This window comes from Treponema socranskii subsp. buccale (assembly GCF_024181585.1).
Lineage (GTDB): Bacteria > Spirochaetota > Spirochaetia > Treponematales > Treponemataceae > Treponema_D > Treponema_D buccale.
On record NZ_CP054258.1, the window covers coordinates 2,337,135 to 2,363,020 of the forward strand.

The following is a 25,886-nucleotide window of genomic DNA, read 5'->3' on the forward strand; positions in this document are numbered from 1 at the left end:
TTAGGATTTTCCCGCGGCGGCTTTTAAAATAACGCCAAAAAACTTTTTTGAGGTGTATTTGCGCCGTTTTTTAAAATCATGAATATCTGTCTTTTTACCGCCGACGAAATCAATAATCCGCTTCCGCTTTGCGACGAACGCGCGCGGCATATCGTAAAGATCCTTCACAAAAAAACGGGCGACACATTCAGCGCCGGCGTCATCGGCGGAATGGCGGGAAAAGCTTTGATTACGGATATAAGCTCCGGAACGGAAGGAGGCGCCATACGATTTTCGTTTACGCCCGAAACGGACGGAAAGCCCCTTTCGCCTCTTACGCTCATCGTCGGCTTTCCGCGCCCTATCCAGCTCAAGCGTCTTTTGCGCGACGTCGCGGGTCTCGGCGCTTCGCACATTTTTTTGACGGGAACGGAGCTCGGTGAAAAATCCTATATGCACTCGTCACTCGTCGAGCGGGGAGCGGCGTATAAAATGCTCCTCGACGGAAGCGCTCAGGCGGGAAGCACTCACGTGCCTTGCCTCTCGCTGCATAAAACGCTTGCCGAATGTATTGCCGCCGCGGATAAAGAGAGTGCGATTAAAATTGCGCTCGATAATGTAAACGCGCTTCTTTCGCTTACGGCCTTTCTTTCGAAAAAGAAGGGTGAAAAACTTTTTCCGTGTCCCGTTATCGCGGCAATCGGAAGCGAGCGGGGATGGACGGATGCCGAGCGCGCGCGTTTCGAAAACTGCGGTTATACGCGCTGTTCGATGGGCGAGCGGATTTTACGCACGGAAACCGCGACGACGACCGCAGCTTCGATCATTTTGGCGGCAATGGGAATATTGGGATAGGCGGAGACGCAGCGGTACGCAGAGACGTCGGCACGCGGAAAAAAAATTGTACACGGAATCGGCGGTACGTAAAAAACGATTGTACGCGGAAGCTTATCGTATGCGGCTTTGCCGAAAAAGCGCCGCCCTTTTCGGCAAAGATATCAATACGGAATTCCGTCGGCTGCAGGTGCGGACATGTGCTTCGATGAAAAGACGAGAGCTACGAGCGTGACGATGTACGGGAACACTTTGAAGATGACCGTCGGCACGACGTTGAGCGCGGGGATCGCCTGCGACACGTTTGCAAGCGTCGTAAAAAATCCGAAAAAGAATGTCGCGCCTAAAATACCGAGCGGCTTCCACTGCCCGAAGATGAGCGCCGCGATCGACAAAAAGCCGAGACCTGCGACGCTGCCGTTGAACTCGCCGCTGTACGTGACGAGCATAACGCCGCCGCCGAGTCCCGAAAGCGCACCGCTTGCGAGCACTCCGAACCAGCGCATCCTGTGCACGTTGACGCCTGCGCTTTCTACCGCCGACGGATGTTCGCCGCAGGCGCGCAGACGCAAACCGAAGGACGTGCTGTATAAAAGCCAAAACGAAAATCCCCAAACAGCAAGCACGAGCCACGTCGACCAGTACGAGCGCGAAAAAAACAGCGCGCCGAGTACGGGAATCTTTGAAAGAAACGGAATGTCGTCGCGCACGATGCCCATGACGATAGGAATATTGCCGCTTCCGGTGACGAGGCGCGCGACGTACACGGTGAGAGCGGCCGCAAGCATATTGATCGCCGTTCCGGAAATCGTCTGATCGGCTTTCAGATTGATCGATGCGAACGCGTGAAGCGACGCGACGAGTATGCCGCACAGCACTCCCGCCGCCAAACCGAGGGCGGTATACGCGCCGTGCGGCAATACGTTTTCGGTGAGTTTGATGACGAATGCGCTTCCGAAATAACCTGAAAGCATGAGTCCTTCAAGCCCCAAGTTCGTAACGCCGGAACGTTCGCTGTAGAGCCCGCCCAAGCTCGTGACGAGCATGGGAATCGTATATGCGATGACGTACGGAAAAATCTGCGATAAAAGTTCCCACATATCAGCGGCCTCCCTGCGCCGCACGCTGCGCGCTATCGGCATTGTTACTATTTGCTTTCCGCTTTCCGCGCATGGCACGGAAAACGCCGTTCCACAGCCGTTCGAACAAAATGCTCGTCGCGGTAAAGTAGATGATGACGGATATGATCGTGTCGGCGATTTCAGGCGGAACGGATGTCATCGCGTTCATAAATCCTTTGCCCGACTGCAGTATGCCGAAAAATATCGACGCGAGCAAAACACCGACGGGCGTCGAAGCGCCGAGTAAGGCGACCGCTATGCCGTCGAAGCCTTGTGACGGCATGACGCCGATTTGCATATTGAGCGAATAGCCCGTGTAGTAGGAAAGACCGGCCAGTCCTGCAAGCGCACCCGAAATCATCATGGACAAAACGATGCTCGAATTGACGCTGATACCCGCATATTCCGCGCAGCTTTTATTTGCGCCGACGGCTTTTAAACTGAAACCGAGCGTCGTTTTACTCAAGCAAAACTGCACGGCGGCGAGGGCGATGATAGCGATAAAAACGCTTAAATTGATGTACGTGGAACCGGCAAAGAGATTCGTAAGCCACGGAGTACGGAGCGACTGCGTTACGGCGATTGCGGAACTTTCCGTTTCAAGCGACGGCCCTTTGAGATATGCGGGAATATAATAATACACGCTCCAATAAGCGATCCAATTCATCATAATCGTCGATACGACTTCATGCACGTTGAATTTCGCTTTAAAAAAACCGGGGATCGCAGCCCACAGCGCGCCGCCGAGCACTGCGCACAGGATCAATGCAATGAGATAGAGCGGACGCGGCAAAAAGAGATAATGCGCGGCTATCGTCGCGACTATACCGCCTGCGAGCATTTGCCCGGAACAGCCGATATTGAACAAGCCCGTTTTATACGCGAACGCAAATGCGAGTCCGGTAAAAAACAGCGTCGTCGAAACGGCGATCATGTTTCCGACGCGCTCCGAATTCATAAGGCTGCCGCGGAACATATAGAGATACGCTTCGAGCGGATTTTCTCCGATAACCGCCATGAGAATGCCGCCTGCAACAAGACCGAGCACGACGGCGCTCAGCGCAATTAAAAACGGTCCGCTTTTACGTTCTTCGTTTTTTTCACCCTTCCGTTTTTGTGCTTTTTCACGTTTTTCGATATGCGTTGCCCCGTGCTTCATCGCTGCGCTCCTCCGTGTTTGACGCCCGCCATCATAAGACCGACCGCGTGTTCGTTCGTCTCCTGTGTTTTTACGATATCGATAAGTTCACCGCCGCTTATAACGGCGATTTTATCGGACAAATTGAACACTTCGTCGAGTTCGAGCGAAACGAGCAGCACGGCGTTTCCCTTGTCACGCTGAGCGACGATCTGTTTGTGAATATATTCGATCGCACCGACATCGAGTCCGCGCGTCGGCTGAACGGCGATGAGCAGTTTCGGTTTAACGGAAAGCTCGCGGCCGATGATGAGCTTTTGCTGGTTTCCGCCGGAAAGTTTTCCCGCAGGCGATTTTATCCCCTCACCCGAGCGAACGTCAAAATTATTGACGACGTCTTCGGCGTATGAATTGATATATTTGTCGTCGAGGATGCCCCGCTTGCTGAAAGGCCAGCGGTAAAAATCTTTGACGGCGATATTTTCCGCAATCGATTCGGTCGGGATGATACCGCGCTTTTGCCGGTCTTCCGGAATATGCGCGATGCCGCTTTCGTTGCGCTCGCGAATTGTAAAAGCGCTTGCGTCTTCCCCGTCGATAAAAATCGAACCGCCTGCGATCGGCGTCAAACCCGTGATCGCTTCGACGAGTTCGCTCTGCCCGTTTCCGTCGACGCCGGCAAGCCCGACGATTTCGCCTTCGTGTACCGAAAGCGAAAAGTTTTTGACACCGGCGACGTTTTTCGCATTCATGACGGAAAGATTTTTAATCTCAAGGATCGCACGCCCCGGATGCGACGGCGCTTTATCGACTTTAAAATTTACCGGACGACCGACCATCTTCGCCGCCATGTCCTGCATACTCGTCGATGCGACATCGACGACGCCGATCATTTTGCCGCGCCGGATAATCGTACACCGGTCGGCGACCGTCTTTATTTCGTTGAGCTTATGCGTGATGAGGATAATCGATTTGCCTTCTTTGGCGAGATTTTTCATAATCTGCATGAGATCGTCGATCTCCTGCGGCGTGAGCACTGCCGTCGGTTCGTCGAAGATCAATATCTTCGCATCGCGGTAGAGCATTTTAAGTATTTCGACGCGTTGCTGCATACCGACGGAAATGTCTTCGATCTTCATATCGGGGTCGATGTTGAGTCCGTATTTTTCGCTCAGCGCTTTAATTTTTTTCGACGCTTCCCTCCGGCGCAGCACGAAAGCGCCTTCGTTTCCGAGGATGATATTTTCGGTGACGGTAAAATTGCGCACAAGCTGAAAATGCTGATGCACCATGCTGATGCCGAATCTCGTCGCATCGTTCGGATTTTTGATCGCCTCTTCTTTACCGTGTACTTTTATCGTACCGTCGTCGGCGTGATAGAGCCCGAACAAAATGCTCATGAGCGTCGATTTGCCCGCTCCGTTTTCGCCGAGTATCGCGTGGATTTCACCGTCTTTTACCTGCAGCGTGATATCGTCGTTTGCAACGATGCCGGGGAATTCCTTTCTGATGTGAAGCATTTCGATTACGTAATTATCGCCGTCCATTCACGCCTCCGGTTTGTACAGAGATTATACATAACAGTATAGCACAGATTGCGAAATTGCGGTATAGGATTTTTTGCGGCTGTGTGTGATATGCGGCAGATAAAAATCGAGGCAGCACTCCGGCTTTTACACCGAATGCCGCCTCAATATTTTCTCCATATTTGGCAATTCAACTGCTGCGTTATGACGGCATCATGATAGAATTCTCTTCCGTCCGATAGTGAGATTTTGAAAGCATCCGCGTCCCCGGAACCTCGCACATGTGCCCGTTAATTACATTAAATTTCAACCGAGTCTCCGCTTCCATTATACTTTTTCATCGTCCACTTCTTTTCGGTTTTTGCCTTGGTAAAGGCTGCTTTCAGATTCGCCGGGGCAGTTGCTGAAGTAAAGTCTTTACAATTGCCTTCGGTAACGCCGGTTTGTTCAGTGTACAGTGTACATTGTCCGCCTGCATGTACAGGTAAGGCGTTCAAAATCTTTGTAAATGCGGCTGCGTCAAGCTTGTTGCCGTAACAGTCCAGAAATCCCAAAGAGGTACAGCCTTGTACGTTGAGAGAAGTAAGCTTATTTTTCGCACAGGACAGCATTGACAAAGCGGTACAACCCTCCACGTTAAGAGTTTCAAGCTTGCTGCCGGCGCAGCCCAGCCAGAATAAAGCGGTACAGCCCTGCACGTTAAGAGAGGTAAGCTTATTTTCATCGCAGCGCAGACTTCCCAAATCGGTGCAGCCATGCACGTCGAGAGAGGAAAGCCCATTGTTTTGGCAGGACAGACTTGTCAAAGCGGTACAACCTTGCACGTCGAGAGAGGAAAGCCCATTGTTTTGGCAGGACAGATTTGTCAAAGCGGTACAACCTTGTACGTTAAGGGAGATAAGTTGTTCATTTCCATCGCAGCTTAGACCCGTTAAATCGGTACAGCCATGCATGTCGAGAGCGGCAAGCTTATTGTCATCGCAGCGCAGATCTTTCAAAGCGGTTTTACCGCCTTGCACGTTAAGTCCGGTAAGCTTATTGCTGCCGCAGGACAGCTTGGTGATTTTCCCCGTAAGCTTTACCGTCGTGCCGTTTGCGTTCAGGTCGGTTTCGATACCGCTTTTGAGTTCCGTTTCGGTACAGCCTTCTACCGTAACGGGAGTGCCGTCGTCGGTTGTGACCGTAACTTTAATGCCAAGCTTATCGGAACTGAGGGTAAGTTCAGCCGTCCATGGCCTTACGCCTTCGTCCGTACCGCCGCTGTTGTTGTCGCTCGGACCTTTGCATGCGGTTATGCCGAACAGCGCCAGCGCCAAAGCGAACGTAAAAAACGTTCTTATCGTGTGTTTCATAAAACAACCTCCTTCTTGTTAATTGATACCGGACAATTCCGATATCCGTTTGCGTAGGGATATAAAAAAATACACGGGGGCGATATGCCCTTCGTGCGTATTGTGCGGTGTATATGTTGTGCGCCCTTTATGTACGGGCGGGCGGGCGTATACGCGGAAAGATGCAGTCTGTACTCTCTCATAGCTTTAGTATAAGACAAAGAACGAAAATCGGCAAGTAAAATATTCGGTATCTTTACACCGCCCTTTTCCGTCAAATAAAATGCTGTACCGAATGATGCTCTATCATGTTCGTTTTCACACCGACGATATAGCTTCCGAACATCGCGCTTAAAACGTCGAAAGCTGCGGCAAACGAACAGAGGATCGGAGCGACGGGGCGCAAAAGGAGATAGCCCGTTTCAAAGCCGCGGCCGTAAAGCGTGCACAGCACCGTAAGCGCGATAAAGGGGCCGCCGGAGGGAAGTCCGCCGAGCAAAAACGATAAACCGATCGACATGCAGTAAATCCACAGGATATTGCTTACGGGAATTCTCTGATATGCGTATGACCGCCAGATGACGACGAAACCGACCGTCACGATGAGCGCCGCTCCTCCCCGCGCAAAAATCGAAAAGAGCGGATACGCGATGCCGTTGATTCTGCGCCTGATGCCGAGGCTTTCTTTACCCGCTCTCATGTTGATCGGCAGCACGAAGTTCGTATCGCCGCTGAAAAACGCGGTAATGATCGAACAGAGGCTCGCATAGAGCACGCGGTACGGGTGCGGATCGTGACAAATATAATGCAAGAGCACGGGGTAGATGCCTCCGGCGACGAGTATGAATATGCCGAACAGGAGGAGGATGAGCGGAACGAAAGTGCCGCCTGTGACGACCGTGCGGAACTGAATCGCCCAGCTGCACATGACGGCTATCATGCCGATCGAAAGGACTTCGGTAAAGAGCGTTACGATATTGTAGCAGAGCTTTGAAAGCGCGTCGGTAATCGTCACGATCGGACGAAACGCCGCCTGATCGCCGGTACACGCGCCGCCTGAAAAACACGCGAACAAAAATGCGGGAAACAAAAACGTACCGTTTATGAGCGTTTCAAAAGCGGACGACGGAAAGAGCGCGCGTATCAAATCGTTTATGTTGAGAGAAGCGGCTTCGGCGGCTTTATCCGCAGTGATGGGAATGCGCGGCAGACGGATCGCCAAAATCGCAACAAGGCCGATAAAAGTCAAAAGCAATGCCGAAACGACCGTTACGGCTGCCGTCCATATGCCGGTTTTTAAAATCATCTTCGATTCGCGCAGTTTGTTGACCGCCGTCATCGCGGTAAAAAAAATAAGCGGCACGACGATATACCTGCCGAATCTGACGATCACTTCCGTAATAAAAGCGAGCGCGGAAGACGCCGCTTCCGAAGTCGACGGCACGGCAAACGAAAGCGCGATACCGAGCAGCGCTCCGATCAAATATTTGAGCCAAAGTTTCATACGGCCAGTATAGCACAGCGCCCGCCTTTCGTACAATCGCATGCACGCCGTACGGGGCAGGTGTAGCGGAAACGGTATATATACGAAAACAAGAGCGATATAAAAAATCGGCGGCACTCCCGGCAGCAGCCCTTCCGTTCACCGTACGTTGTCGTTCCGGCCTACGCCCGCGTGGAGTACCGCGAAGCGTTCCCGCCGCGAGCGGGAGCGGCGGCGGGAATGAGGGTTACCGAAGTACGGAAGGCGGGATGGCAAAACGGCGCCGTCCGAACTATCGGTTGGAACGACATCAAGCGGATACATGCGAACGACGGCTTTTTATTTGCACAAGAGTGTGGTATACTGTCGCATCTATGGAAAAGACAATTTTAATTGCGGGAAAAGATTTGCCTTACGGCGGAGACTTTGCCGACGGCATGGCGCTTGCGGGATACAATGTTGTCGTGACGGGCAACCCCGAAAGCGACAGCGCTTCCGTTACGGCAGGCGATATCGTCATCGCATCGTGGAACAGACCTTCGTCCGTGTCCGCCCGTTCCCTCGTGCTGCAGGCGGAAAACACATTTACGGTCATCGATGAAACGGTGCTCTATTTCGATGCAGCCGTATACGCGCAGCAGTTTACGGCGCTTTCGCCCGAAGAATGCACGCGCGCGATCGACACGATGATTGCGGGTTATTGCTATGTAACGATGGAAATCTTAAACCGCATCGAACAGCGCAAAGCAAACGGCAAACTCATATATATCGTGCGTCATCATCCGAACATGGCCGACGTCATTCGCTCTTCAGCGCTTCGGAGCAGCACCGCAAACGCTGCAGGCCCCTTTGTCAGCAGTGCCGAAGCCGCGTTTATCGCCTTTGCCGAAAATATCGCAGCGTATGCCGGAGACAAGCAAAACGTTTCGGTCGTACTCGTCTCATGCGACGTCCAAAATGAAGCAGCCGAAAAAGACGGCGCTCTCGCATCGTGGCTCGCCGATTACCTCGCCGTCTTCGACGGCGCCAAAAGCAGGCGCAGTGCAAAACAGTCGCTTTCTTGGATAAAAGCCGGATCGAAAGCGCCGGGACTTTTATCGCGTTTTATATAGCAAAAACGCTTGGGAAAAACGACCCCGATACCCTTATACGGGCATCGGGGTTTTTTCGTATGCAAAAAAAATACGGCGGCCGAACGAATCGAAGCCGCCGCACATCGCTTTACACCGCAGAAAGCGGAGCAAAGCGAACGTAGAGAATTATTAAATTTATTTTGTTAAACCGGCTTTTTTCATTGCCGTCGCGAGCGCTTCTTTGAACGCGGTTGACGTCATCGTCGCACCGGAAATCGTGTCGAGATCCGCGCTTTGTTTTTGCAGCGCCTGCTCGGTCAGCTTTGCGATCGCTTCGGGGCCGATGCCGGGCGTTTCGGCGTGTTTGATCACTTTGATGTCCGTCATCTTGCCGTCTTTAACGGTGATCTGAACGCGAACCGTTCCGCCCATACCCTTGTCGGATGCGCCCGTAAAGGTGTTGTTTGCGACGACCTGTACGGCGGTCGTATAGTTGAAGATGGAACCGGAGGCAGGGGCGGTTTTTTGACCGGATGCGATTGCCGCCAATTCGGCTTCTTTTTCGGACTGAGTTTTCGTCGCACGCGTAGAACCGCGGTCGCTGAAGTACGAAGCTTTGTCGGTCTTCGTTTTGTAGTTCGTTTCGTCTCCGGCAAATGCGGGATCGAGCGCCGTGCTCGCCGTCGCAAATCCGTCTTTATCGACGGACGCGGCCGAGCGGCCTGCGATGTAGCCCGCCGTGATGACGCGGCCGAGTCCGTGCACTCTCATACCGCCGGCGGATTCGCCCGCGCAGAAAAGGTTCGGAATAAGTTTTCCGTGCATGTCGACAACCTGCATTTTGTCATCGACGCGCAAACCTGCAAGCGTGTCGTGAATGTTCGACACCGCCCACAGCGCGTAAAAGGGACCGGTTTTGATTTGGTTCTGGAGCGTCTTCTTTCCCCAGTCGCTGTCTTTTCCGGCCGCGACAAAGGAATTGTAGCGGTTGACCGTGTCGGCGAGGATTTTGGGATCCATCTTGATGTTTTCGTAGTATTTGTTGACGACTTTTTGTGCGAGTTCTTCGATCGTATCGGCTTTGAACGCATAGCCGCCGTCGAAGTCGAGAACGCCCTGTTCCATAACCCAGTCGTTGCGTTTCGCTGCCGCATCGTCGACGATCGCCCATACCGGGCCGCCGTAGCATTCGGCGTTTCCGTCGCCGTCCGCATCGATAAATACGCTCGATGCGGCTTTATTAAAGAAGTTCTGATATTCGGAACCGGGGAATACTCCGCGGTAATCGTCTTCATTGGCAAAGCGCTGACCGAGCATATTGACGACGATCATGCTGTTGAGATCCATTTCGATACCGGTCGCTCTCGAAAGCGCCCAGAGTTTGCTGTCTTTCATAAAGCCGCGGCCGTAGCCGTACTGGCATCCGATGCGGCTCGGCGCTTTCATCTGCGCGCCGCCTTCGGACATCTGGTAGGACGACGCCGACAAAAGAGCCGCGCCGATTTCCATCGCGGCGATTTCACCGGACGCATCCTGATCGGAGAAGGGCATACCGCCGAGGCCGTCGTATTCGGGACCGAGGCGCGGATCGAACATCGTGCGGAACTGCACGTTGCCGGTCGAACCGCCGGTTGCGATGATAACGGCTTTATTGGCTTTGATGTTCAGCATTTCTTTTGTGCTGTCGATATTACCGTCCGACATAAGGCTTGTAAGCGGTTTGCTTTCGCCGGGCAGAACGTGGGGCGTATAGTGAGCCTGCACGCCGAGCACTTTTCCCGACTGACTGTTTTCACGGTAGATTTTGTCCATGTGATAGTTGAGCAGGAATTTCGCACCCTTTTCGCGAACCGATTTTTCGAGCGGGCGGGTAACCGCAACACCTGCAGCCGTCGTGCCGGTGTATTCGTTTTTCCATTCGCCGCTGTCGGAATAGGTCATGCGTCCGACGCTGTCCGGATCCGTTCCGCCGTCGCGGTAGTAGTTGCGGACCATCGGTTCGATTTCCAATACCTTTACGCCGTTCTTTAAGATAAAGTCGTACGCTTTTGCCATACTGTTCGCAACGGAACGGACTTGGGAAAATTCGTTAAAGCGCGCATCGACCGCTTCGCCTCTGGTATGATCGTAGTAGTACAAGTCGGCCGAATCTTCGATGCCCCATTCTTTTTGTGAAACCGTGCTGCCACCGGAGTGAAGCTGACCTTCGCTCACCGCCGCGTGTCCGCCGACATCCCAGTTCGTTTCCACGAAAAGAACGGATGCGCCGTCTTCGATCGCTTTAAGACCGGCGGGTAAACCCGCTCCTCCCGCTCCGATGATGACGACATCGGCCTGGTAGTCCCATTTGACTTTTGTGCCGCTGCCGCAGCCCACAGCAAGTGAGAGCATCATTGCAACGCACACAGATAAAACCGCAATTTTTGATAAAACGCGATTGTCCGATACTTTCATATAAGGCCTCCTAATATAAAACCTTGCCAAAACATACGCGCGAGCACATTTTTATGATATTATATGTCTTTTGCATATTTTTGTCCAGAATACGAAAGCGAATACGGAAAGCGAATCCTACCGCTTCGAAGAACTCGGCATTTAAAAACGAATACGGGACGCACCGCGCGGCGTCCCGTCAAAGCTCGCTTTTACCCGCAGCGCTCCGTATCGTTTTTTGCGAAAAGCCGTGCTGCCGCAAATAATTGATAATTTTATCTTCCCGCATGCGGCGGCGCTTGCATTTTTCGAGCGCTTTTTTGCAAATCGCCTCTTCCGAATTTTCCGAAAAGAATTCGTCGAGCGCCGCATCGGCGACATCGCGCGCTATGCCGCGAAAAGCAAGTTCGGAAGAGAGTCTCGCCCTTCCCTCCGAGTGATTGATTTTCCGCGCATTGAGCCACGCGCGCGCAAAGCGCGCATCGGAAAGAAAGCCTTCGCGTTCGAGGTAATCGAGCACTTTTTCGATATGGCGCCTTTCGAAACCTTTTGCACCGAGTTTCCGCGTCAAATTAAAGCGCGACTGTTCCGCCCGCGCCAAATACGAAAGCGCTTTCGATTCCGCCGCATAACAAAATCCCGCGTCGATAATGTCTTCTTCATCTTCGCCGGAAAAAACGCCGCCGTCTGAAATCGCTTCAGGGATGACGCGCGTCAAATACGCTTCGCGGATAAAAAAAGCAGGTCCTTCTTCGGTCGTAATTTTTATACAACCGGAGGATACCTGCTTCGTTTTTGAAACGACCACCGCTTAACGCTTGCTGAATTGGAATCTTCTGCGTGCGCCGCGCTGACCGTATTTTTTACGTTCGGGCATACGGGAATCGCGCGTCAGGTATCCGTTCGCTTTAAGCGCCGTGCGGGAATCCTGATCGATTTGAACGAGTGCGCGCGAAATGCCGTGGAGGCAAGCCGCAGCCTGACCGTTCATACCGCCGCCTTCAACGGTGATGAGGATATCGTATTTGTTGTCGTTCGACGTGACGAGCAGCGGCCGGCGGACGATCTGCACCTGTTCTTCAGTGATAAAATAATCTTTCGGTTCTTTTCCGTTGACTACGATTTTACCCGAACCTTCGCGCACGAAAACACGCGCGACCGCAGTCTTTCTTCTTCCCGTACCGATTGCCAAATTTTTTACCATATTGAAACTCCTGATCAAACTTCAAGCGGCTGAGGATTCTGCGCTTTATGCGGATGTTCCGCGCCTGCATACACTTTTACATTTTCGAAGAGCACGCGGCCGAGTCTGTTGTGCGGAAGCATGCCTTTGATGGCGCGCTCGAGCGGCTCGGACGGATGACGGGCAAGCAATTTTTCAAACGTATAGTGCTTGAGGTTGCCGACAAAACCGGTATAGTTGTAGTACATTTTCTTTTGCTCTTTTCCGCCGGAAACGGCAACTTTGTCCGCATTGATGATGACGACGTAATCACCCGTGTTTTGGTGAGGCGCATACTCCGCCTTGTGTTTGCCGCGCGCGAGAGAAGCGGCTTTCGCGGCGACACGGCCGAGCGGTTTACCCGCAGCGTCGATCACGTACCATGCGCGTTTTATATCCTGCGCTTTTACAAAAATCGTATCCATAATAAAATCCTACAAAATAAAAGTATGCGCGTTCGATAACGATGCATCGCGCCGTCGAACGCAAGACGGCGGTGAGCGGCCGACGTCTTTCAATACGGGGAAGCTTATTGTATCTTATTTTTTATCGCTTAGTCAAGTATATTGTTGACAGTATATTGCCGTCTCGTCATAAAATCGATTTACCGAATATTTCTTGCTTTTCCGACAGGATAGTTTATAATAACGCTATGACTTCAATACAAAATGTTGCCGAATACTACGATGAATTATACCCCGTAACCGCCGAACAAAAAGATTTTTACGCACGCATCGGAAAAAACTATCCCGCGCCCGTGCGTTTTTTACAAATCGGCTGCGGTACCGGATCACTGGAACACGTTCTTGTCAAAGACGGAGCGGATGTAACAGGCATTGAAGTTTCAAAAGATCTCATCGAAATAGCGACTCTGCGCCGAAGAACGCAGCTTATGCCCATACGTTTTTTTCAGCTTTCAACGCTCGACATGAAACGTTTTCTCGGAAAAAATTTTTACAATGTTATCTCGTGCTTGAACAGCCGCATTGCGTTTATCAAAGACAAAATGCTGTTGAAAAAATTTTTTTCCGATTGCAAAGCGCTGCTTTCCGAAGGCGGTACGCTCGTACTCCATCTCTATAATTTTTCGACGGTCTTAAAAAGCGGCACAACCGCTCTTCCCTACCGCAGCAGCATCAGAGTAAAACTTTCATCTTCGATTTCGGCAGGAAAAGACGATAGATTTTTCCTAAATCAAACGCTCGAAACCGGAAACGGCACAATTCTTCCCGTTATGCAAAACGAAGAACTGTATCCGCTCGTAAAAGACGAAATCATCCTGTTCGCGCGGGAAGCGGGTTTTACGGATTTTTCGTTTTACGGTTCATACGGCATGGACGAATTCAACGAAGCGGACAACGAACTCGTCTGTCTCATACGGTAAAAACGATCGCGCGGTACAGCGGCCGTCAGCCGATGCGCCAGCGATTGTTCGAATCTTTTGTAAAGCGTTTTGCGTTCACTTCGAGCAGCCGCCCGTCTTCTCCGAGCATTTTTACAATCGATGTAAGCGGATTTACTTCGGTGATTTTAAAATTCGTTCCGTCATAAAACAGATGAATACCTTCGGACGGCAGATTTCTCCGCGCATCGCTGTACCAATCGAATTCGTACGAAAGACAGCACAAAAGTCTGCCGCACTGCCCCGAAATCTTCATCGAATTGAGTGAAAGATTTTGATCTTTTGCCATGCGGATGGACACCGGTCTTATTTTATCGGAAACGGAATGGCAGCAGTACGGGCGGCCGCAGACGCCGAGCCCGCCGGTGATGCGCGCTTCGTCGCGTACGCCTATCTGCCTGAGTTCAATGCGCATTTTAAATACGGAAACCAAATCTTTGACAAGTTCGCGAAAATCGACGCGGTTGTCGGAACTGAAAAAAAACAGCGCTTTTTGCTCGGCAACGAGAAAATGCACTTGAATCAATTTCATATCGAGATGATGTGCCGTAACCTTTTCTTTAAAGACCGCGACCGCCTCTTTTTCTTTGGTTTGCAGCTCTTCCGCGCGCTTCGCATCCTCTTTCGATACGATACGGTCTATATCGACGATATCGTTTCGGCGCACACCGCGCGGTCTTTTCGTTTCACCGAGCACGAGTGCGATATCGCGTCCGTACCGCGTCGGAACGATAACCCGCATACCCGCTTTTACGCCCTGCACGTTTTCCGCCGTCGCATAGATGCTCTCGCGCGAATATTCGAGTTTTAAATGATACAGCGGTTTATCGGGAGTAAAATCCGCTTCTCCCTGCTCGCTTTCATCCGCAGCATCTTCAAGCGCTTCAAGATTTTCTCTCTCGTCATCTATATCGTTTTCAAAAATATCGCTCATGACAGCCTCTTCCGCACGTTTTCGGTTTTAACAATCTGATTATTAATTTTTACGGCAACATCAGGATGCCAATACATCGACGAGCAATCCCTGAATCTCTTCAACCCGCTTCAAAATAAGCAGTTTGTCGATTTGATTCGCAAGGATTTCCGACGCAAGATCGTTGAGTTTTTCATCGACGATCCGCAGCTGCACAACAACTTTTTCTTTTTTCGTCCGCCGATTCGGCATCCGAAATTCTTCAAGCTCAAAGCTGTACTTTACAACGTATTTCATAAGAGCGCTTACCGCACGCCGGTATTCGACAAAGGCATCTTCCGACATGGAATCGACAAGCTTGTCACCGGCGGTCGTCACACGGTCTTTCAAAAAAACGACCGCATCTTCAGCGGACATACCCGCAATTTCGGCCGGAAGTCCCGCCGACGCAAGTTCATTCGCTTCTTCGTTTTTTTTCAGCATTGCGGAAAATATGCCCGCTTTTTGCTGCGCACCCGATTTTTCTTTTTTTTTCGCTTCCCGCGCCGCCTCTCCCGCAGCCGAAGACACTGCGGTAAAATAAAGCGATTGATTAAGCGGGTCGACCGTATTCATGCAAACGCCGCCTTTGTGCGAATGGCTTTCGCTTCGAGGTAGCGTTCCGACGACGCAAGGTACTTCGCTTCGTCTTTGATGGAAATACAATGACCGTGAAAAATCACCTTTTCTTCGATCAGTACTTTTTGTGAAATGATATCGCCGATGACGGCGGCCGAGGAAAGCAGCGTTACGCTTTCTTTTGCAATGATATCGCCGAGTACGATGCCGCCGACAATCGCGGACTTCGCGGTAAGATTGCCGCACAGCCGAGCACGCTCGCCGATCTGCACGTTACCGTCGGTATAAAGATCGCCGCGCACGTCGCCGTCCAAACGGACTGAACCGTTTATCCGCAGATCGCCTGAAACAGCCGAACCTTCACCGATAACCGTGTTGATCGAAAAGTCGTCGGAGCGCAGCGCCATAAATCAGTTCGAAAGCTTTACGTTGATATATTTTGCGGGATCCACGACATCCGAACCGATGTGCACTTCGTAATGCAGATGCGGTCCCGTCGTAACGCCCGTGTTGCCGACATAACCGATGACATCGCGCTGAGAAATAAACTGTCCCTTCGTCACGCGAGATGACATGAGGTGCGCGTAGCGCGTGTAGATGCCGTGCTTATGTTTAATAATAATATAGTTGCCGTAGCTCGCATCGTAACCTACCGTAACGACTTGTCCGCTCGCCGTCGCGATGACCGGATCACCCGAACGATAGGTCGAAAAATCGATACCCTTATGAATGTACCACTGCCCCGAAATCGGATGCACGTTCGGACCGAATGCCATGGAAATATGCGCGTTGACGTTTTTCAGCGGCCAGATACTCGGAATCTCCGTAAAAAGCGTATTTTGATTTTCGAGCATTTTACCGATTTGCTCGACAGGCTGTACCGCATTTTCAAGGTAGGATGCAAGCTGCTTGACATCTTCCGTTTCGCGCATGGAACCCGCTGCCGTTTCCTGCGTGCCGAAAAGCGAAGAAAGGTCGCTGTTCGAAACCGACGCACGCGCAATGTTCGAACTGTCGGTAATGCCGAGCAGCGCAAGCGACTGCGACAAGGACGTTTGGAAACGTTTTGCCGCCTGCATGAGATTCATATTTTCGTCGCGCAATTCGTCGAGACTCGCCTGCGTCAAACGGTTTTGCGATGACAGGCGCGATATCTCTGCGCGTGAACCGATCGCCTTTCGGTCAAAGTAAAAAAATGATGCGACAATACCGAAGACAAGCACGACGCCGAGACCGAGCGCGAAAACGTTCGTTTGAAAATTAACAACTTTACTCTGCGAATGCGGAACGATCATTATCGTCAGCTTGCCGTCGAGTACCTTAAATATGCGGAGTACCGCATCTTTTATGAAAGTCAAAAAAGAAAAAAACGCGCTGCTCGTTTTTGAAGCAACCTTTTTTTCCAGCTTTTTATATTTTTGCGTCCGAGCCACAATCTCGCTCCTGTTCCACCCGAAAATAAGCCTGCTAATATACAGGCTCCAACGCTCTATTTTAGCACATTTGACGCCTTTGTGTCAAATAGTTAAAATCTCCATTTTTAAGCAAGTACATTAGCGGCATCCCTGCCGCCTTGAAAAAGTCTGGAGGCGAAAAACGCTTGACACGTTTTTCTTTCATAGATCCTCCGCGGGGAACTTCGCTTCATGTACTGCACGGCACGGATGCCGTGTCGTATCTTGGCAAAACGGCTGCGTATTTTTGCGAAGCAAAAATACGGTAGTGAGCGGTACACGGATGTACCGCGAACGACAGCTGCTCGGAATCATTCTTGAAGTCGAGAGTTGAAAAACGGCAGAGCCGTTTTTCTTTTATAGGAGACGCTCGCAAATCCTGCGCGGGGAACTTCGCGCTCCGCGCTCGTTGCAAGTCGCGCACTGCTCGGATTTGCTCGCTCTTCCTCGGCGCGTACTTCGGTAGTCGGTTCTTTACAAATTTACAGTTGAATTTGATATGCGATAGAATAAGGGACAAGCTTCCGCGTTTTTGGAGATGATCGGACTTGAACCGACCCCTTCGTTCAGGCGCTTCCTGCGCCTTCCTCAGGGCGCCTCCGTACGCTGTCGGCGGCATCCTTGCCGCCTTTCCCTCGCACCTGCTCGGCGCGTACTTCGGTAGTCGGTTCTTTGCAAATCGACAGCTGCACGTAATATACCGCATATAACGGTCAGCCTTTATTTTTTTGGAGATGATCGGACTTGAACCGACTACCTCTTGCATGCCATGCAAGCGCTCTAGCCAGGTGAGCTACACCCCCGTGTTTGTTTACTATAACAAAATTTCGGCTGCACTGTCAAGGATACGGCGCACTCTAAACAGGGCTTACGCATGAGAATCTATATTCCTCAAAAAATAACCATTACCGTAAAAAATCGGCTGCACTCCCGGCAGCAGCCCTGCCGTTCGCCGCGGCAGACCGTGATTGGAATCGGACTGCGCGAACTTTTTTACCAAAAAGTTCGCTTGCCATCGGTCTGAGCGGCTCGGCGGCATTGCCGCTGCCTCGCGTTCCGCTTTTTTTATTTTATATTATGTCTCTTTTCTGTGTATACATTTTTCATGCGTAATCCCTGGCACTCTAAATACAGCTGAGCCTAATCATGTTTAACGCGGCAAATGAACGGCGAGTTTCAAAAAGAAATAAAAATATGCTCAAGGCGAGGTTCCGGCCGCGTGCCGTTTCGAGCGTTAGGCTTGCGGAAGCCTGACCTAAAAAGCTCGACCATGGCATACACGGCGAGTTTGCAAAGCAAACTCGGTAGTGAGTGCAACGAACGAAGTTCTCGCCGAAAGCATGGCTTTATCAGCTGATACTTTCGAAACTCGACATTCAACCGTATTATTTATTCAGCCGTTTTTCCAAATCGTCGAGACATTCGCTCAGCTCTTTCGGCAAATGCTTTCCGAATTTGGGATAGTGGTTTTCGCGGATGTCTTTGATTTCCTTTTTCCAGCCGTCAACATCGACAGACGTAAGCGCGGACATATTTTTCTTGTACTCGTCGCTCAATCCCGTCGTATCGATTGCGCCTTCTTTCGGCATGTAGCCGATCGCGGTATCGATGTAGTTGTCTTTGCCGTCACAGCGGTCGAATACCCATGCGAGGACGCGGCTGTTTTCGCCGTAGCCCGGCCACATAAAGTTGCCGTCGGCGTCTTTGCGGAACCAGTTTACGTAGAAAATCTTCGGCAGTTTATCTTCGGTCGATTTGTGACCGATGTCGATCCAGTGCGCGAAATAGTCGCCCATATTGTATCCGCAGAACGGAAGCATCGCAAAAGGATCGCGGCGCACTTGTCCGACCTGATCGGAGATGACGGCGGCCGTCACTTCCGAACCGACGATCGAACCGAGGAAAACGCCGTGGTTCCAATTTCTCGCCTGATGCACGAGAGGAATCGTTGAAGGTCTGCGTCCGCCGAACAGGAACGCGCTGATGGGTACGCCGTTCGGATCTTCCCAATTCGACGCGATGCACGGACACTGGTGTGCGGGCGCGGTAAAGCGCGCGTTCGGGTGCGCGATGCATTGTTCTTTGTCTTTCGGCGTTTTGTCGTTTTCCGGACACGGGCGTTTGTTTCCGTGCCAGTCGACGATCTCTTTGCCTTCCGGTTTGTAGCCGATGCCTTCCCACCAAACGTCTCCATCTTCGGTCAGGCCGCAGTTCGTAAAGATCGTATTCTTCGACGCAGCACGCATCGCATTGTAGTTTGATTCGTCCGACGTTCCCGGCGCGACACCGAAGAATCCGTTTTCGGGATTGATCGCGTACAAGCGGCCGTCTTTGCCGAATTTCATCCACGCGATATCGTCTCCGACCGTTTCGACTTTCCAGCCGGGCAGTGTCGGGCGCAGCATCGCGAGATTCGTTTTGCCGCAAGCGGACGGGAACGCGCCGGTGATGTATTTTACTTCGCCTTTCGGGTTCGTCAATTTCAAGATGAGCATGTGCTCGGCAAGCCAGCCTTCATCGCGCGCAAGCACCGTCGCGATGCGAAGCGCAAAGCATTTTTTGCCGAGCAAAGCGTTTCCGCCGTAACCCGAACCGTACGACCAAATCGTGCGTTCTTCGGGGAACTGCGAAATGTATTTGTGCTCCATGTCGGCGCAGGGCCAAATGCCGTTATCCTTTTCGCCGTTGTTGAGCGGCTTTCCGACCGAATGCATACACGGAATCCATGCACCGTCCGATCCGATATTGTCAAGGACTTTCGTACCGACTCTCGTCATAATGTCCATATTGCACACGACGTATGCGCTGTCGGTGATTTCGATACCGTTTTTACCGATCGCCGAACCGACCGGCCCCATGCTGAACGGAATGACGTACATGGTGCGGCCGTGCATACAGCCTTTGTACAGCGCTTTCATCGTCTTTTTGAGTTCTTCGGGATCTATCCAGTGATTCGTCGGACCCGCATCTTCTTCTTTTTTCGACGCGATAAAGGTACGCGCTTCGACGCGCGCGACATCCGACGGAAGCGAGCGGAAAAGATAGCTGTGCGGCTTTTTTTTGAGTTCCGTCGCGAGCCCCGCATCGACGAGCTCTTTCATAAGCCTGTCGTACTCTTCTTTCGAACCGTCGCAGATATAGACGCTGTCCGGTTCGCACCATTTAACCCATTCTTCAACCCACGCTTTGATTTTAGCGTTTTTCAAATCTTTTATTTCCATAAAGAACTCCTATAAATATAAAATACTTACGAAAAATTCAACGGTGATGATTCCTTACCGACTTTATAAGAAATATAGCGCATTTACCGGATTTTGACAATGCTGCGATTCATACCGTACAGCCCAAGCCGGCCGGAAACCGTATTCTTTAAAAACAAATCGGCTGCAGCCTTACCTTTCGCGCTCGCTGCGCGCCGGCAAAAAAGTCCCGATTTTTACCGATGCAGATTTCCTTTTGCAAAGGTACGCGCATCGACGGGACGGCTGAAAAGGTAGCCTTGAAATTTATCGGGGGCGAACGGAAGCAGTTTTTCCACGCTGTCGTATGATTCGATGCCTTCCATACATACCGTCATACCGAGCGCATGCGCCATATCGACGATAAATTCGATTATCTTCAAATCTTTCATATCGCCCGAGAGCGCTTTTTGGATAAACGTATAATCGAGTTTAAGCGTATTCGCGTGAATATCCTGCAGATAGCGGAGATTGGAAAAGCCCGTGCCGAAATCGTCGATATCGATTTTGACGCCGAGCGCCGACAGCTCGGGAAGCATCGATTGAATTTCTTCATCGTCGATATTTCCGCTTTCGGTTATTTCAAGCACGATGTTTTTCGGATTGACTCTGGTACGCTCGAGGGCAATCTGCACTTCGCTCACAAGATTCGACTGCAAAATCTGCACGAATGAAATATTGACACTCACGTAGAGATCGGGAAAGAGCGTGTTCCAAGCGGCGCACTGCGCAAACGCTTTCATGAGTATCCATCGCCCGACCGGAACAATCAGTCCGCTCCGTTCAAGTATGGGGATGATTTCACCTGCGCCGACCGTGCCGAAACGATCGTTTTTCCATCTTAAAAGAGATTCCGCACCGACGACGATTTTCGACAAAGAGCCGCTTGCGTTTTTTTGCACTTTTTTCGCGTTTACGATCGGCTGAAATAAAAGCGAAAATCCTTCAAATTTGTTTTTTATGGAATCGCGTATGGCGCTTTCGATTTCAAGCGCACGAAGATAAAGCGCATATTCGCGGGCGTTGAACAGACACAAGGTATCTTTTCGGTTATTTTTCGCCGTCTCTACGGTAAACATGAGTTTTGCAAGCATTTCCGTAAGCGAACTCGTATCGTTGATAAACGCGATACCGCCCGCGGAAACGGTAAACATACGTTTATAGCCCGATTCGTATTCGGCTTCACGTATGCTCTGCTTTATGCCGCTGTAGCTGCGCCGTATTTCGTCCGCGTTCCCGCCCGTAAAATTCATCAGTAAAAACTTTCTGTCCGAAAGCAGGTAGATTTTTGTGCCGTTTACGCATTGCTTTTTACACGCCTGCGCAAGGATGCTCAAAATCTCATTGCCCGCTTCAAAACCCGCATGTTCGTTTATCGAAATAAAATTATCGACTTCGATCTGCATGGCAAAACCGCTCAGCGAACCTTCGTTCATGCGTGCCGTATCGAAATCGAACTGTGCGTCGCGTTCGGAGGCAAGGCTGTCGTCTTCAAAAAACGCATGCTTTTCCGCAGGATTGATCGAGCCGGCGACTATTTCTCCCCACGCCTCGGACATGCGCCGCATTCTGACTTCGGCGGGAACATATTCGCCGTATCTGTTGCGGATATGGTACGACGAGCGGATGCTCTCTTTTTTATTTGATATAATCGATTCGATATCGACGGCACAGCGAACGCGTTCGTCTTCATGTATGAACATAATGATTTTGCCTATCGCGCCGGAAAACCGCGCGCCGGGCAAATCGTAGTGAGCCAAAGTACGCTCGGAGATAAAAAACAGATCGGAAGATATATCGTATACGAAAGCGAACGAATCGGTACAGACTTCAAGAAGCGATATGATATTTTTTACGATATTTAAATCAATTTCGTGCGGCAAATTCTTTGTCCTGCTGTACTGTTATAGTATACAATACCTTATACAATATTGCAAGATTTTTGAATTTGCTGCAGAGGGGCTGTCTCAAAAGTCGGTTACTTTCTCGACAGCCTGTCGAGTTTAAAATTAAGTCTTTATATTATAATGACTTAATTTTAAACGTCGCACATAAAATCAAGGAAGCTGTCCAAAAACTGAAGTTTTTGGACAGCCCCGGACTTTTATTTTGCTCCGGTTTTTAAGCGTTCGACGGGAATGCGCTCGGGATATTTCCCTTCGGTAAGAATTTCGGTTAAATACTTATTGTCCAAAATCATATCGTCGCGGATAAGCTGCCAGTTACATTTTTTACGGAAAATGATTTTGAACAGCAAAAAGTTCATAATAGGCCCGATGACGGGCGTCGTTATGCCGAAGGATTCCGTGTGCGAAAAGCGGCAGCCGTCTTTTGTCCGCGTTCCTTCAAAGGTGATAAAAGCGGTTCCCTTGTCGCTTTTAAATACGAAGCGAAAATGATTATCGTCGCGTTCGCTCGTTACGATGGTACCGGTTACGTCGTAGTCGAGTCCCATAACGATTTCATAAAAGCGGACTTTACTGCCCGCATGTACGTTTCCGTCGTACAGTTCGCACTCCAAATGATACGGACTCCACTTGACGAATTCCTCTTCGAAATTGTCGGCCCATGCGCACAGTTTTTCAAACGGCGCGGGAATATCAACCTGTTCATGCAAAGTTATCATACACCATCCTCCATAAAAACTTTTGCAGAAAGTTAGAGCCTCCGGCTCGTTCTGCAAAGAACTGATTCTACGTGTCCGCTTTCGCGGACTTCGAATCAACTTTCGAAAAAGTTTTTAGCCGTGCGCGCAAGCGCACACGGCAGACAGTCGAGTTTGCAAAATAATGTGTATCGTATCTATCCCGTTTTTATCGAAATAGTACGTATACAAGTCTTCTGCAAACGTCCACGCAAACTCGAGATAAGAACGCGCGATTTCGAGCAATGCGCAGAAATCACGCGTGTCTCCGATAAAAGAAAAACGCTTCAGCGTTTTTCGGCTCTAGACTCCAGCGACGGCGATATTTCAGACGTCGCTTTTATCATACCTCCTGTATTTTTCTTTTTCCGCAGCCGGAGCGTTCAAAACACCGGCGCAAAAGTCAATCATGCAGTCCATGAGTTTTCGGGCGCTGCCCTCTTTTTTTTCGTGAACATAGCCGAAATCGTACACCATCTCTCCGATGCCGCCGGCAATAAAAACGGCCGTTTTGTGAACCGTTTCGGCATCCGCTTTGTACCAATCCAGCGAGCGGATAAACAGTTCCCAAACTTCAACAAATTTTTGCGTCAGTTCTTCTTTCAATTTTAATGCGTACAAAAGATTATCGGGCGAAGCGGCGGCTTCTTTTCCGTGCGCGTCGGCTTTTACCGTTTTTAAAAACAGGCGCGTTACTTCGGTCATAAGAGATTGCGCATCGTCTTTGTACGCGTCGATTGCATCCTGCACAGATTTTACATAGCGCTCGGAATAACGGCGCAAAACGGCTCGGTACATCGCTTCCTTCGATTTGAAATAATAATAAAAAACGCTCGGCGAAGACGTCCGGTCGTTTGCCGCATCCAAAATATCCCGTACCGAAGTGTTCGTATAGCCTTTTGAAAAGAACAGCGTTGTCGCCGCATCGATCAATTGATTTTTCCGGCTCTCTCTGTCTTCGTTTTTATCGGACATGTGCCCTTCCCGTTTTGTAGAACGATATTCTACAAACAGTATAGAATATTATTCTATAAAATGCAAGTGCCGGACGTTCGGATTTTCGTTTTCTGTCGGATTTTTGTTTTCTTGACGCACAAAACGCTTGTTATTACTATATATACATGCGCACTGAAAATCCGTCCGACGCTTCACGGGTTCGGCATCCGTTTGCACCGGTATACGATTCCGCAAGCCGCGTCCTCGTTCTCGGAACCATGCCTTCTCCGCGCTCCCGAACGGCGGGCTTTTACTATATGCACGGACAAAACAGGTTTTGGCCGGTTATCGCGTCTCTTGCCGGAAAAGAGTTCCTGTATCCGAACGACGGAGGAAGTAAAGCCGTCGATGAACGGAGAGCGCTTGTGCTGCGGCACGGCATCGCGCTCTGGGACGTACTTGCTTCATGCGATATAAGGGGAGCCGCCGACACGAGCATAAAAAATCCCGTGCCGAACGATTTTTCAAAGATCCTTGCATCGTCGCATATCGGGCGTATATATTGTACGGGGCGGGCGGCATATACATTTTACACAAAGCTCTGCGAAAAAACGACGCGCATACGCGCGGTATGCCTTCCGTCGACGAGCAGCGCGAACCGCGGCCGTTGGCCGCTCGACGCATTGATTGCGGCGTATCGTCCTTTATTTGATTGAAAACACATAACCGCGGAGTACAATGAATTTCTTTCGGAAAATTAATAAACAAAATGATGCGCACCGCATTGTAGACGATGCGAAATCGCATACGCAAAGCCGATGCGGCGGCACGGTGCAAAATCGTTTCGGCGATAAAAAAGAACAAGAGCGCTGCGGAGTCCGGCACCGTTTTGCAACGCACAGAGAGCGGCAGGACGACGTCAATAAAAAAGCGATAAAAAAAGCGGACGAACTCGGAAAGGCGGCCGAAGAACGCGATGTAAAAAAAATCGGCTCCCGCCTTGAAAAAATGAAGCGCGGACCTGTCGCCGACTTATGGCACATCGTCGAAGCGCTGTGGGCGGGTTTCAAATCGCCGGATATTCCGACCGAAACGAAAGTTATGATAATCGGCGCGCTTGCGTACCTCGTCAGTCCCTTCGATATCGTACCCGATTTTTTACTGCCGGGCGGTTTGCTCGACGATGCCGCGGTCATCGCTTTTATCTACGCGCAGTGCAAAGACATCATAACCGAAACGATTCCGAAAATGTCCGCGCAGGTAAAAAACGGTATCCGCAGCGTCGGAGATGCGGCATCCGAGCAGATAGGGCGTATCACCGAAGACGCCGTTTCCGCGTCGATCGGAAAACAGTTCCAACGGTACTGCACGCGGACGTTTTTCAATTCGCTTGTAAAACTTTCTCTTTTTACCGTATCGATGCTGCTTCTTTCCGTATCGAATCCCTCATGGGCGCCGGGTATAATCGCAGCGTCCGTTCTGTTGATAATTCTCGCCGTATGGTTTATCATCTCCGTTTCATTATCTTGTATTTCGTGTATTAAATTTTTTAATAATTTTTTTCCGGCGTTCAAGCAAATCCGCACCCGCGAAGCGCAAAATGCGCTCGCAAATCCGCGCTATAAAAAACTGCGAGTACAAGATATTTTTGCGGAAGCCGCTTACACGGCGCTGGCCGAAGATGTCTATGCCGAATCGAAACACAAAAAATCGCTGTATGCGTTTTTTTTCCGTACGTGGAACGAAGGTAAACTGCCCTCATGGATTCCGCGAAAGCGCGCGATGGCCGAACACTTGTGGAACGCGCTCAAATCGCGCATCGTTATCTTTATCGGAACGATTTCGGGCTACCTCATCGTGTACCATGTATTTGTGCGGAATTTCCTTTTGCCCGCCGTAACCGACTATACGCTGCCGGAGCTGCTCGCCTACCCCTTTATCTATATTCGAGATTTTTTTCACTGAAATGCCGAGCGTACCGCAGCACTTCCTATCGGTCAATATTTTCAGAATATTTTCTCCGATCAGGGAACAGTAAAATCATTGTGCCGTTCAATTTACCTTCTTAAAAGTTGAAATCTGTGTGAATACAGGTTATAATAAATATATCAGTCATCTCAAGTTTTTCCCGCAAATCCTTATGACGAGGGACGTATGTACGGTAAGACCGGCACAGCCTGTATATCGCTCACGCAAAATGTGCAAAAAAGCGACCAAGTACTTGACAAAGTCCGCGCGCGCCGTATAATCGTTCGTTCGTTCGTTCGTTCGTTCGTTCGTTCGTTCGTTCGTTCGTTCGTCCGTTCGCGTAACTCATGCCCAAAACACAAAATCCGTAAAACAATTAAACAATCGCGGCCGCACGAACCCGCTGCGAAAAAAGGCTTCCGCGCTTCGCTTGTGCAGAATTTTTTTCGCAGCGGAACCCTGCAGCCGCTCCGCTTTCTTGCTTTTACGCAGTTTGGTGTCCGCTTTACGCGAACGAACGCACAACGGCAAACATGCCGGGACATGCAGAGGGAAACGCCTCGCAGCCGGAG

General features: G+C 50.6%; 23 protein-coding genes and 1 tRNA gene. 5 read left to right on the forward strand and 19 right to left on the reverse strand.

From position 1 onward, the window contains the following. Positions 1 to 78: 78 nt before the first annotated feature. Positions 79 to 834 carry an RsmE family RNA methyltransferase gene (locus HRI97_RS10585; protein WP_253725413.1) on the forward strand — a complete coding sequence of 252 codons (756 nt, stop codon included), beginning with the start codon at positions 79 to 81 and terminating at the stop codon, positions 832 to 834. A 143-nt stretch (positions 835 to 977) separates the two neighbouring features. Here HRI97_RS10585 and HRI97_RS10590 read toward each other — a convergent pair whose 3' ends face one another. The 5 genes from HRI97_RS10590 to HRI97_RS10610 all read right to left on the reverse strand — a co-directional run bounded on the left by HRI97_RS10590 (position 978) and on the right by HRI97_RS10610 (position 7,433). Then, positions 978 to 1,913, reverse strand: coding sequence for an ABC transporter permease (locus HRI97_RS10590; RefSeq protein ID WP_253725414.1), 936 nt, complete (start codon positions 1,911 to 1,913; stop codon positions 978 to 980). 1 nt (position 1,914) lies between these two features. Further along, positions 1,915 to 3,093 carry an ABC transporter permease gene (locus HRI97_RS10595; protein WP_253725415.1) on the reverse strand — a complete coding sequence of 393 codons (1,179 nt, stop codon included), beginning with the start codon at positions 3,091 to 3,093 and terminating at the stop codon, positions 1,915 to 1,917. Beyond that, positions 3,090 to 4,619: an ABC transporter ATP-binding protein gene (locus HRI97_RS10600; RefSeq protein ID WP_253725416.1), complete on the reverse strand. Its 1,530-nt coding sequence runs from the start codon at positions 4,617 to 4,619 to the stop codon at positions 3,090 to 3,092. The genes HRI97_RS10595 and HRI97_RS10600 overlap by 4 nt, the downstream gene beginning before the upstream one ends. Before the next feature lie 278 nt (positions 4,620 to 4,897). Then, entirely contained in the window at positions 4,898 to 5,950 is a 1,053-nt protein-coding gene (locus HRI97_RS10605; RefSeq protein WP_253725417.1) for a leucine-rich repeat domain-containing protein, read from the reverse strand. A gap of 253 nt (positions 5,951 to 6,203) precedes the next feature. Further along, positions 6,204 to 7,433 (reverse strand): dicarboxylate/amino acid:cation symporter, encoded by a 1,230-nt coding sequence (locus HRI97_RS10610; RefSeq protein ID WP_253725418.1) that lies wholly within the window; start codon positions 7,431 to 7,433, stop codon positions 6,204 to 6,206. A gap of 353 nt (positions 7,434 to 7,786) precedes the next feature. Between HRI97_RS10610 and HRI97_RS10615 the strand changes: the two genes are divergently transcribed. Next, positions 7,787 to 8,524, forward strand: a complete 738-nt coding sequence (locus HRI97_RS10615) for a hypothetical protein (protein WP_253725419.1) — start codon at positions 7,787 to 7,789, stop codon at positions 8,522 to 8,524. Positions 8,525 to 8,680: 156 nt separating this feature from the next. Here the strand turns inward: HRI97_RS10615 and HRI97_RS10620 are convergent, their stop codons facing one another. The 4 genes from HRI97_RS10620 to rplM all read right to left on the reverse strand — a co-directional run bounded on the left by HRI97_RS10620 (position 8,681) and on the right by rplM (position 12,565). After that, complete coding sequence (locus HRI97_RS10620; RefSeq protein ID WP_253725420.1) at positions 8,681 to 10,939, reverse strand: FAD-dependent oxidoreductase; 2,259 nt, start codon at positions 10,937 to 10,939, stop codon at positions 8,681 to 8,683. A gap of 178 nt (positions 10,940 to 11,117) precedes the next feature. After that, positions 11,118 to 11,726: a regulatory protein RecX gene (locus HRI97_RS10625; RefSeq protein WP_253725421.1), complete on the reverse strand. Its 609-nt coding sequence runs from the start codon at positions 11,724 to 11,726 to the stop codon at positions 11,118 to 11,120. Between the two features lie 3 nt (positions 11,727 to 11,729). Next, positions 11,730 to 12,122 carry a 30S ribosomal protein S9 gene (gene rpsI / locus HRI97_RS10630; RefSeq protein ID WP_180485033.1) on the reverse strand — a complete coding sequence of 131 codons (393 nt, stop codon included), beginning with the start codon at positions 12,120 to 12,122 and terminating at the stop codon, positions 11,730 to 11,732. 14 nt (positions 12,123 to 12,136) lie between these two features. After that, positions 12,137 to 12,565: a 50S ribosomal protein L13 gene (gene rplM / locus HRI97_RS10635; protein ID WP_253725422.1), complete on the reverse strand. Its 429-nt coding sequence runs from the start codon at positions 12,563 to 12,565 to the stop codon at positions 12,137 to 12,139. A gap of 227 nt (positions 12,566 to 12,792) precedes the next feature. On the opposite strand from rplM, the gene HRI97_RS10640 reads away from it, so the two are divergent. Further along, the gene (locus HRI97_RS10640; RefSeq protein WP_253725423.1) at positions 12,793 to 13,524 is read left to right on the forward strand and encodes a class I SAM-dependent methyltransferase; all 732 of its coding nucleotides are present in this window, start codon (positions 12,793 to 12,795) and stop codon (positions 13,522 to 13,524) included. Positions 13,525 to 13,549: 25 nt separating this feature from the next. Here HRI97_RS10640 and HRI97_RS10645 read toward each other — a convergent pair whose 3' ends face one another. The 10 genes from HRI97_RS10645 to HRI97_RS10685 form a co-directional block, all read right to left on the reverse strand. Next, the gene (locus tag HRI97_RS10645; protein WP_253725424.1) at positions 13,550 to 14,476 is read right to left on the reverse strand and encodes a PSP1 domain-containing protein; all 927 of its coding nucleotides are present in this window, start codon (positions 14,474 to 14,476) and stop codon (positions 13,550 to 13,552) included. Positions 14,477 to 14,536: 60 nt separating this feature from the next. Further along, on the reverse strand, positions 14,537 to 15,070 hold the full coding sequence (locus HRI97_RS10650) for a YaaR family protein (protein ID WP_253725425.1): 534 nt from the start codon (positions 15,068 to 15,070) through the stop codon (positions 14,537 to 14,539). Beyond that, positions 15,067 to 15,480, reverse strand: coding sequence for a bactofilin family protein (locus HRI97_RS10655; RefSeq protein ID WP_180485028.1), 414 nt, complete (start codon positions 15,478 to 15,480; stop codon positions 15,067 to 15,069). The genes HRI97_RS10650 and HRI97_RS10655 overlap by 4 nt, the downstream gene beginning before the upstream one ends. A 3-nt stretch (positions 15,481 to 15,483) precedes the next feature. Then, positions 15,484 to 16,506 carry a M23 family metallopeptidase gene (locus HRI97_RS10660; protein ID WP_253725426.1) on the reverse strand — a complete coding sequence of 341 codons (1,023 nt, stop codon included), beginning with the start codon at positions 16,504 to 16,506 and terminating at the stop codon, positions 15,484 to 15,486. Between the two features lie 61 nt (positions 16,507 to 16,567). After that, positions 16,568 to 16,693: a hypothetical protein gene (locus HRI97_RS12580; protein WP_301338886.1), complete on the reverse strand. Its 126-nt coding sequence runs from the start codon at positions 16,691 to 16,693 to the stop codon at positions 16,568 to 16,570. Positions 16,694 to 17,256: 563 nt separating this feature from the next. After that, positions 17,257 to 17,330 (reverse strand) — tRNA-Ala (locus tag HRI97_RS10665). Between the two features lie 582 nt (positions 17,331 to 17,912). Then, the gene (locus HRI97_RS10670) at positions 17,913 to 19,748 is read right to left on the reverse strand and encodes a phosphoenolpyruvate carboxykinase (GTP) (RefSeq protein ID WP_253725427.1); all 1,836 of its coding nucleotides are present in this window, start codon (positions 19,746 to 19,748) and stop codon (positions 17,913 to 17,915) included. Between the two features lie 215 nt (positions 19,749 to 19,963). Continuing rightward, complete coding sequence (locus HRI97_RS10675) at positions 19,964 to 21,649, reverse strand: EAL domain-containing protein (protein ID WP_253725428.1); 1,686 nt, start codon at positions 21,647 to 21,649, stop codon at positions 19,964 to 19,966. Positions 21,650 to 21,870: 221 nt separating this feature from the next. Further along, positions 21,871 to 22,392 carry an SRPBCC family protein gene (locus HRI97_RS10680; protein WP_180485024.1) on the reverse strand — a complete coding sequence of 174 codons (522 nt, stop codon included), beginning with the start codon at positions 22,390 to 22,392 and terminating at the stop codon, positions 21,871 to 21,873. Between the two features lie 345 nt (positions 22,393 to 22,737). Continuing rightward, positions 22,738 to 23,385, reverse strand: coding sequence for a TetR/AcrR family transcriptional regulator (locus HRI97_RS10685; RefSeq protein ID WP_253725429.1), 648 nt, complete (start codon positions 23,383 to 23,385; stop codon positions 22,738 to 22,740). Positions 23,386 to 23,531: 146 nt separating this feature from the next. Here HRI97_RS10685 and HRI97_RS10690 point away from each other — a divergent pair, with 146 nt between their 5' ends. Together HRI97_RS10690 and HRI97_RS10695 are read left to right on the forward strand one after the other, a co-directional pair. Then, on the forward strand, positions 23,532 to 24,062 hold the full coding sequence (locus HRI97_RS10690; RefSeq protein WP_253725430.1) for a DNA-deoxyinosine glycosylase: 531 nt from the start codon (positions 23,532 to 23,534) through the stop codon (positions 24,060 to 24,062). A 22-nt stretch (positions 24,063 to 24,084) separates the two neighbouring features. Further along, positions 24,085 to 25,311, forward strand: coding sequence for a YkvA family protein (locus HRI97_RS10695; protein ID WP_253725431.1), 1,227 nt, complete (start codon positions 24,085 to 24,087; stop codon positions 25,309 to 25,311). Positions 25,312 to 25,886: the final 575 nt, after the last annotated feature.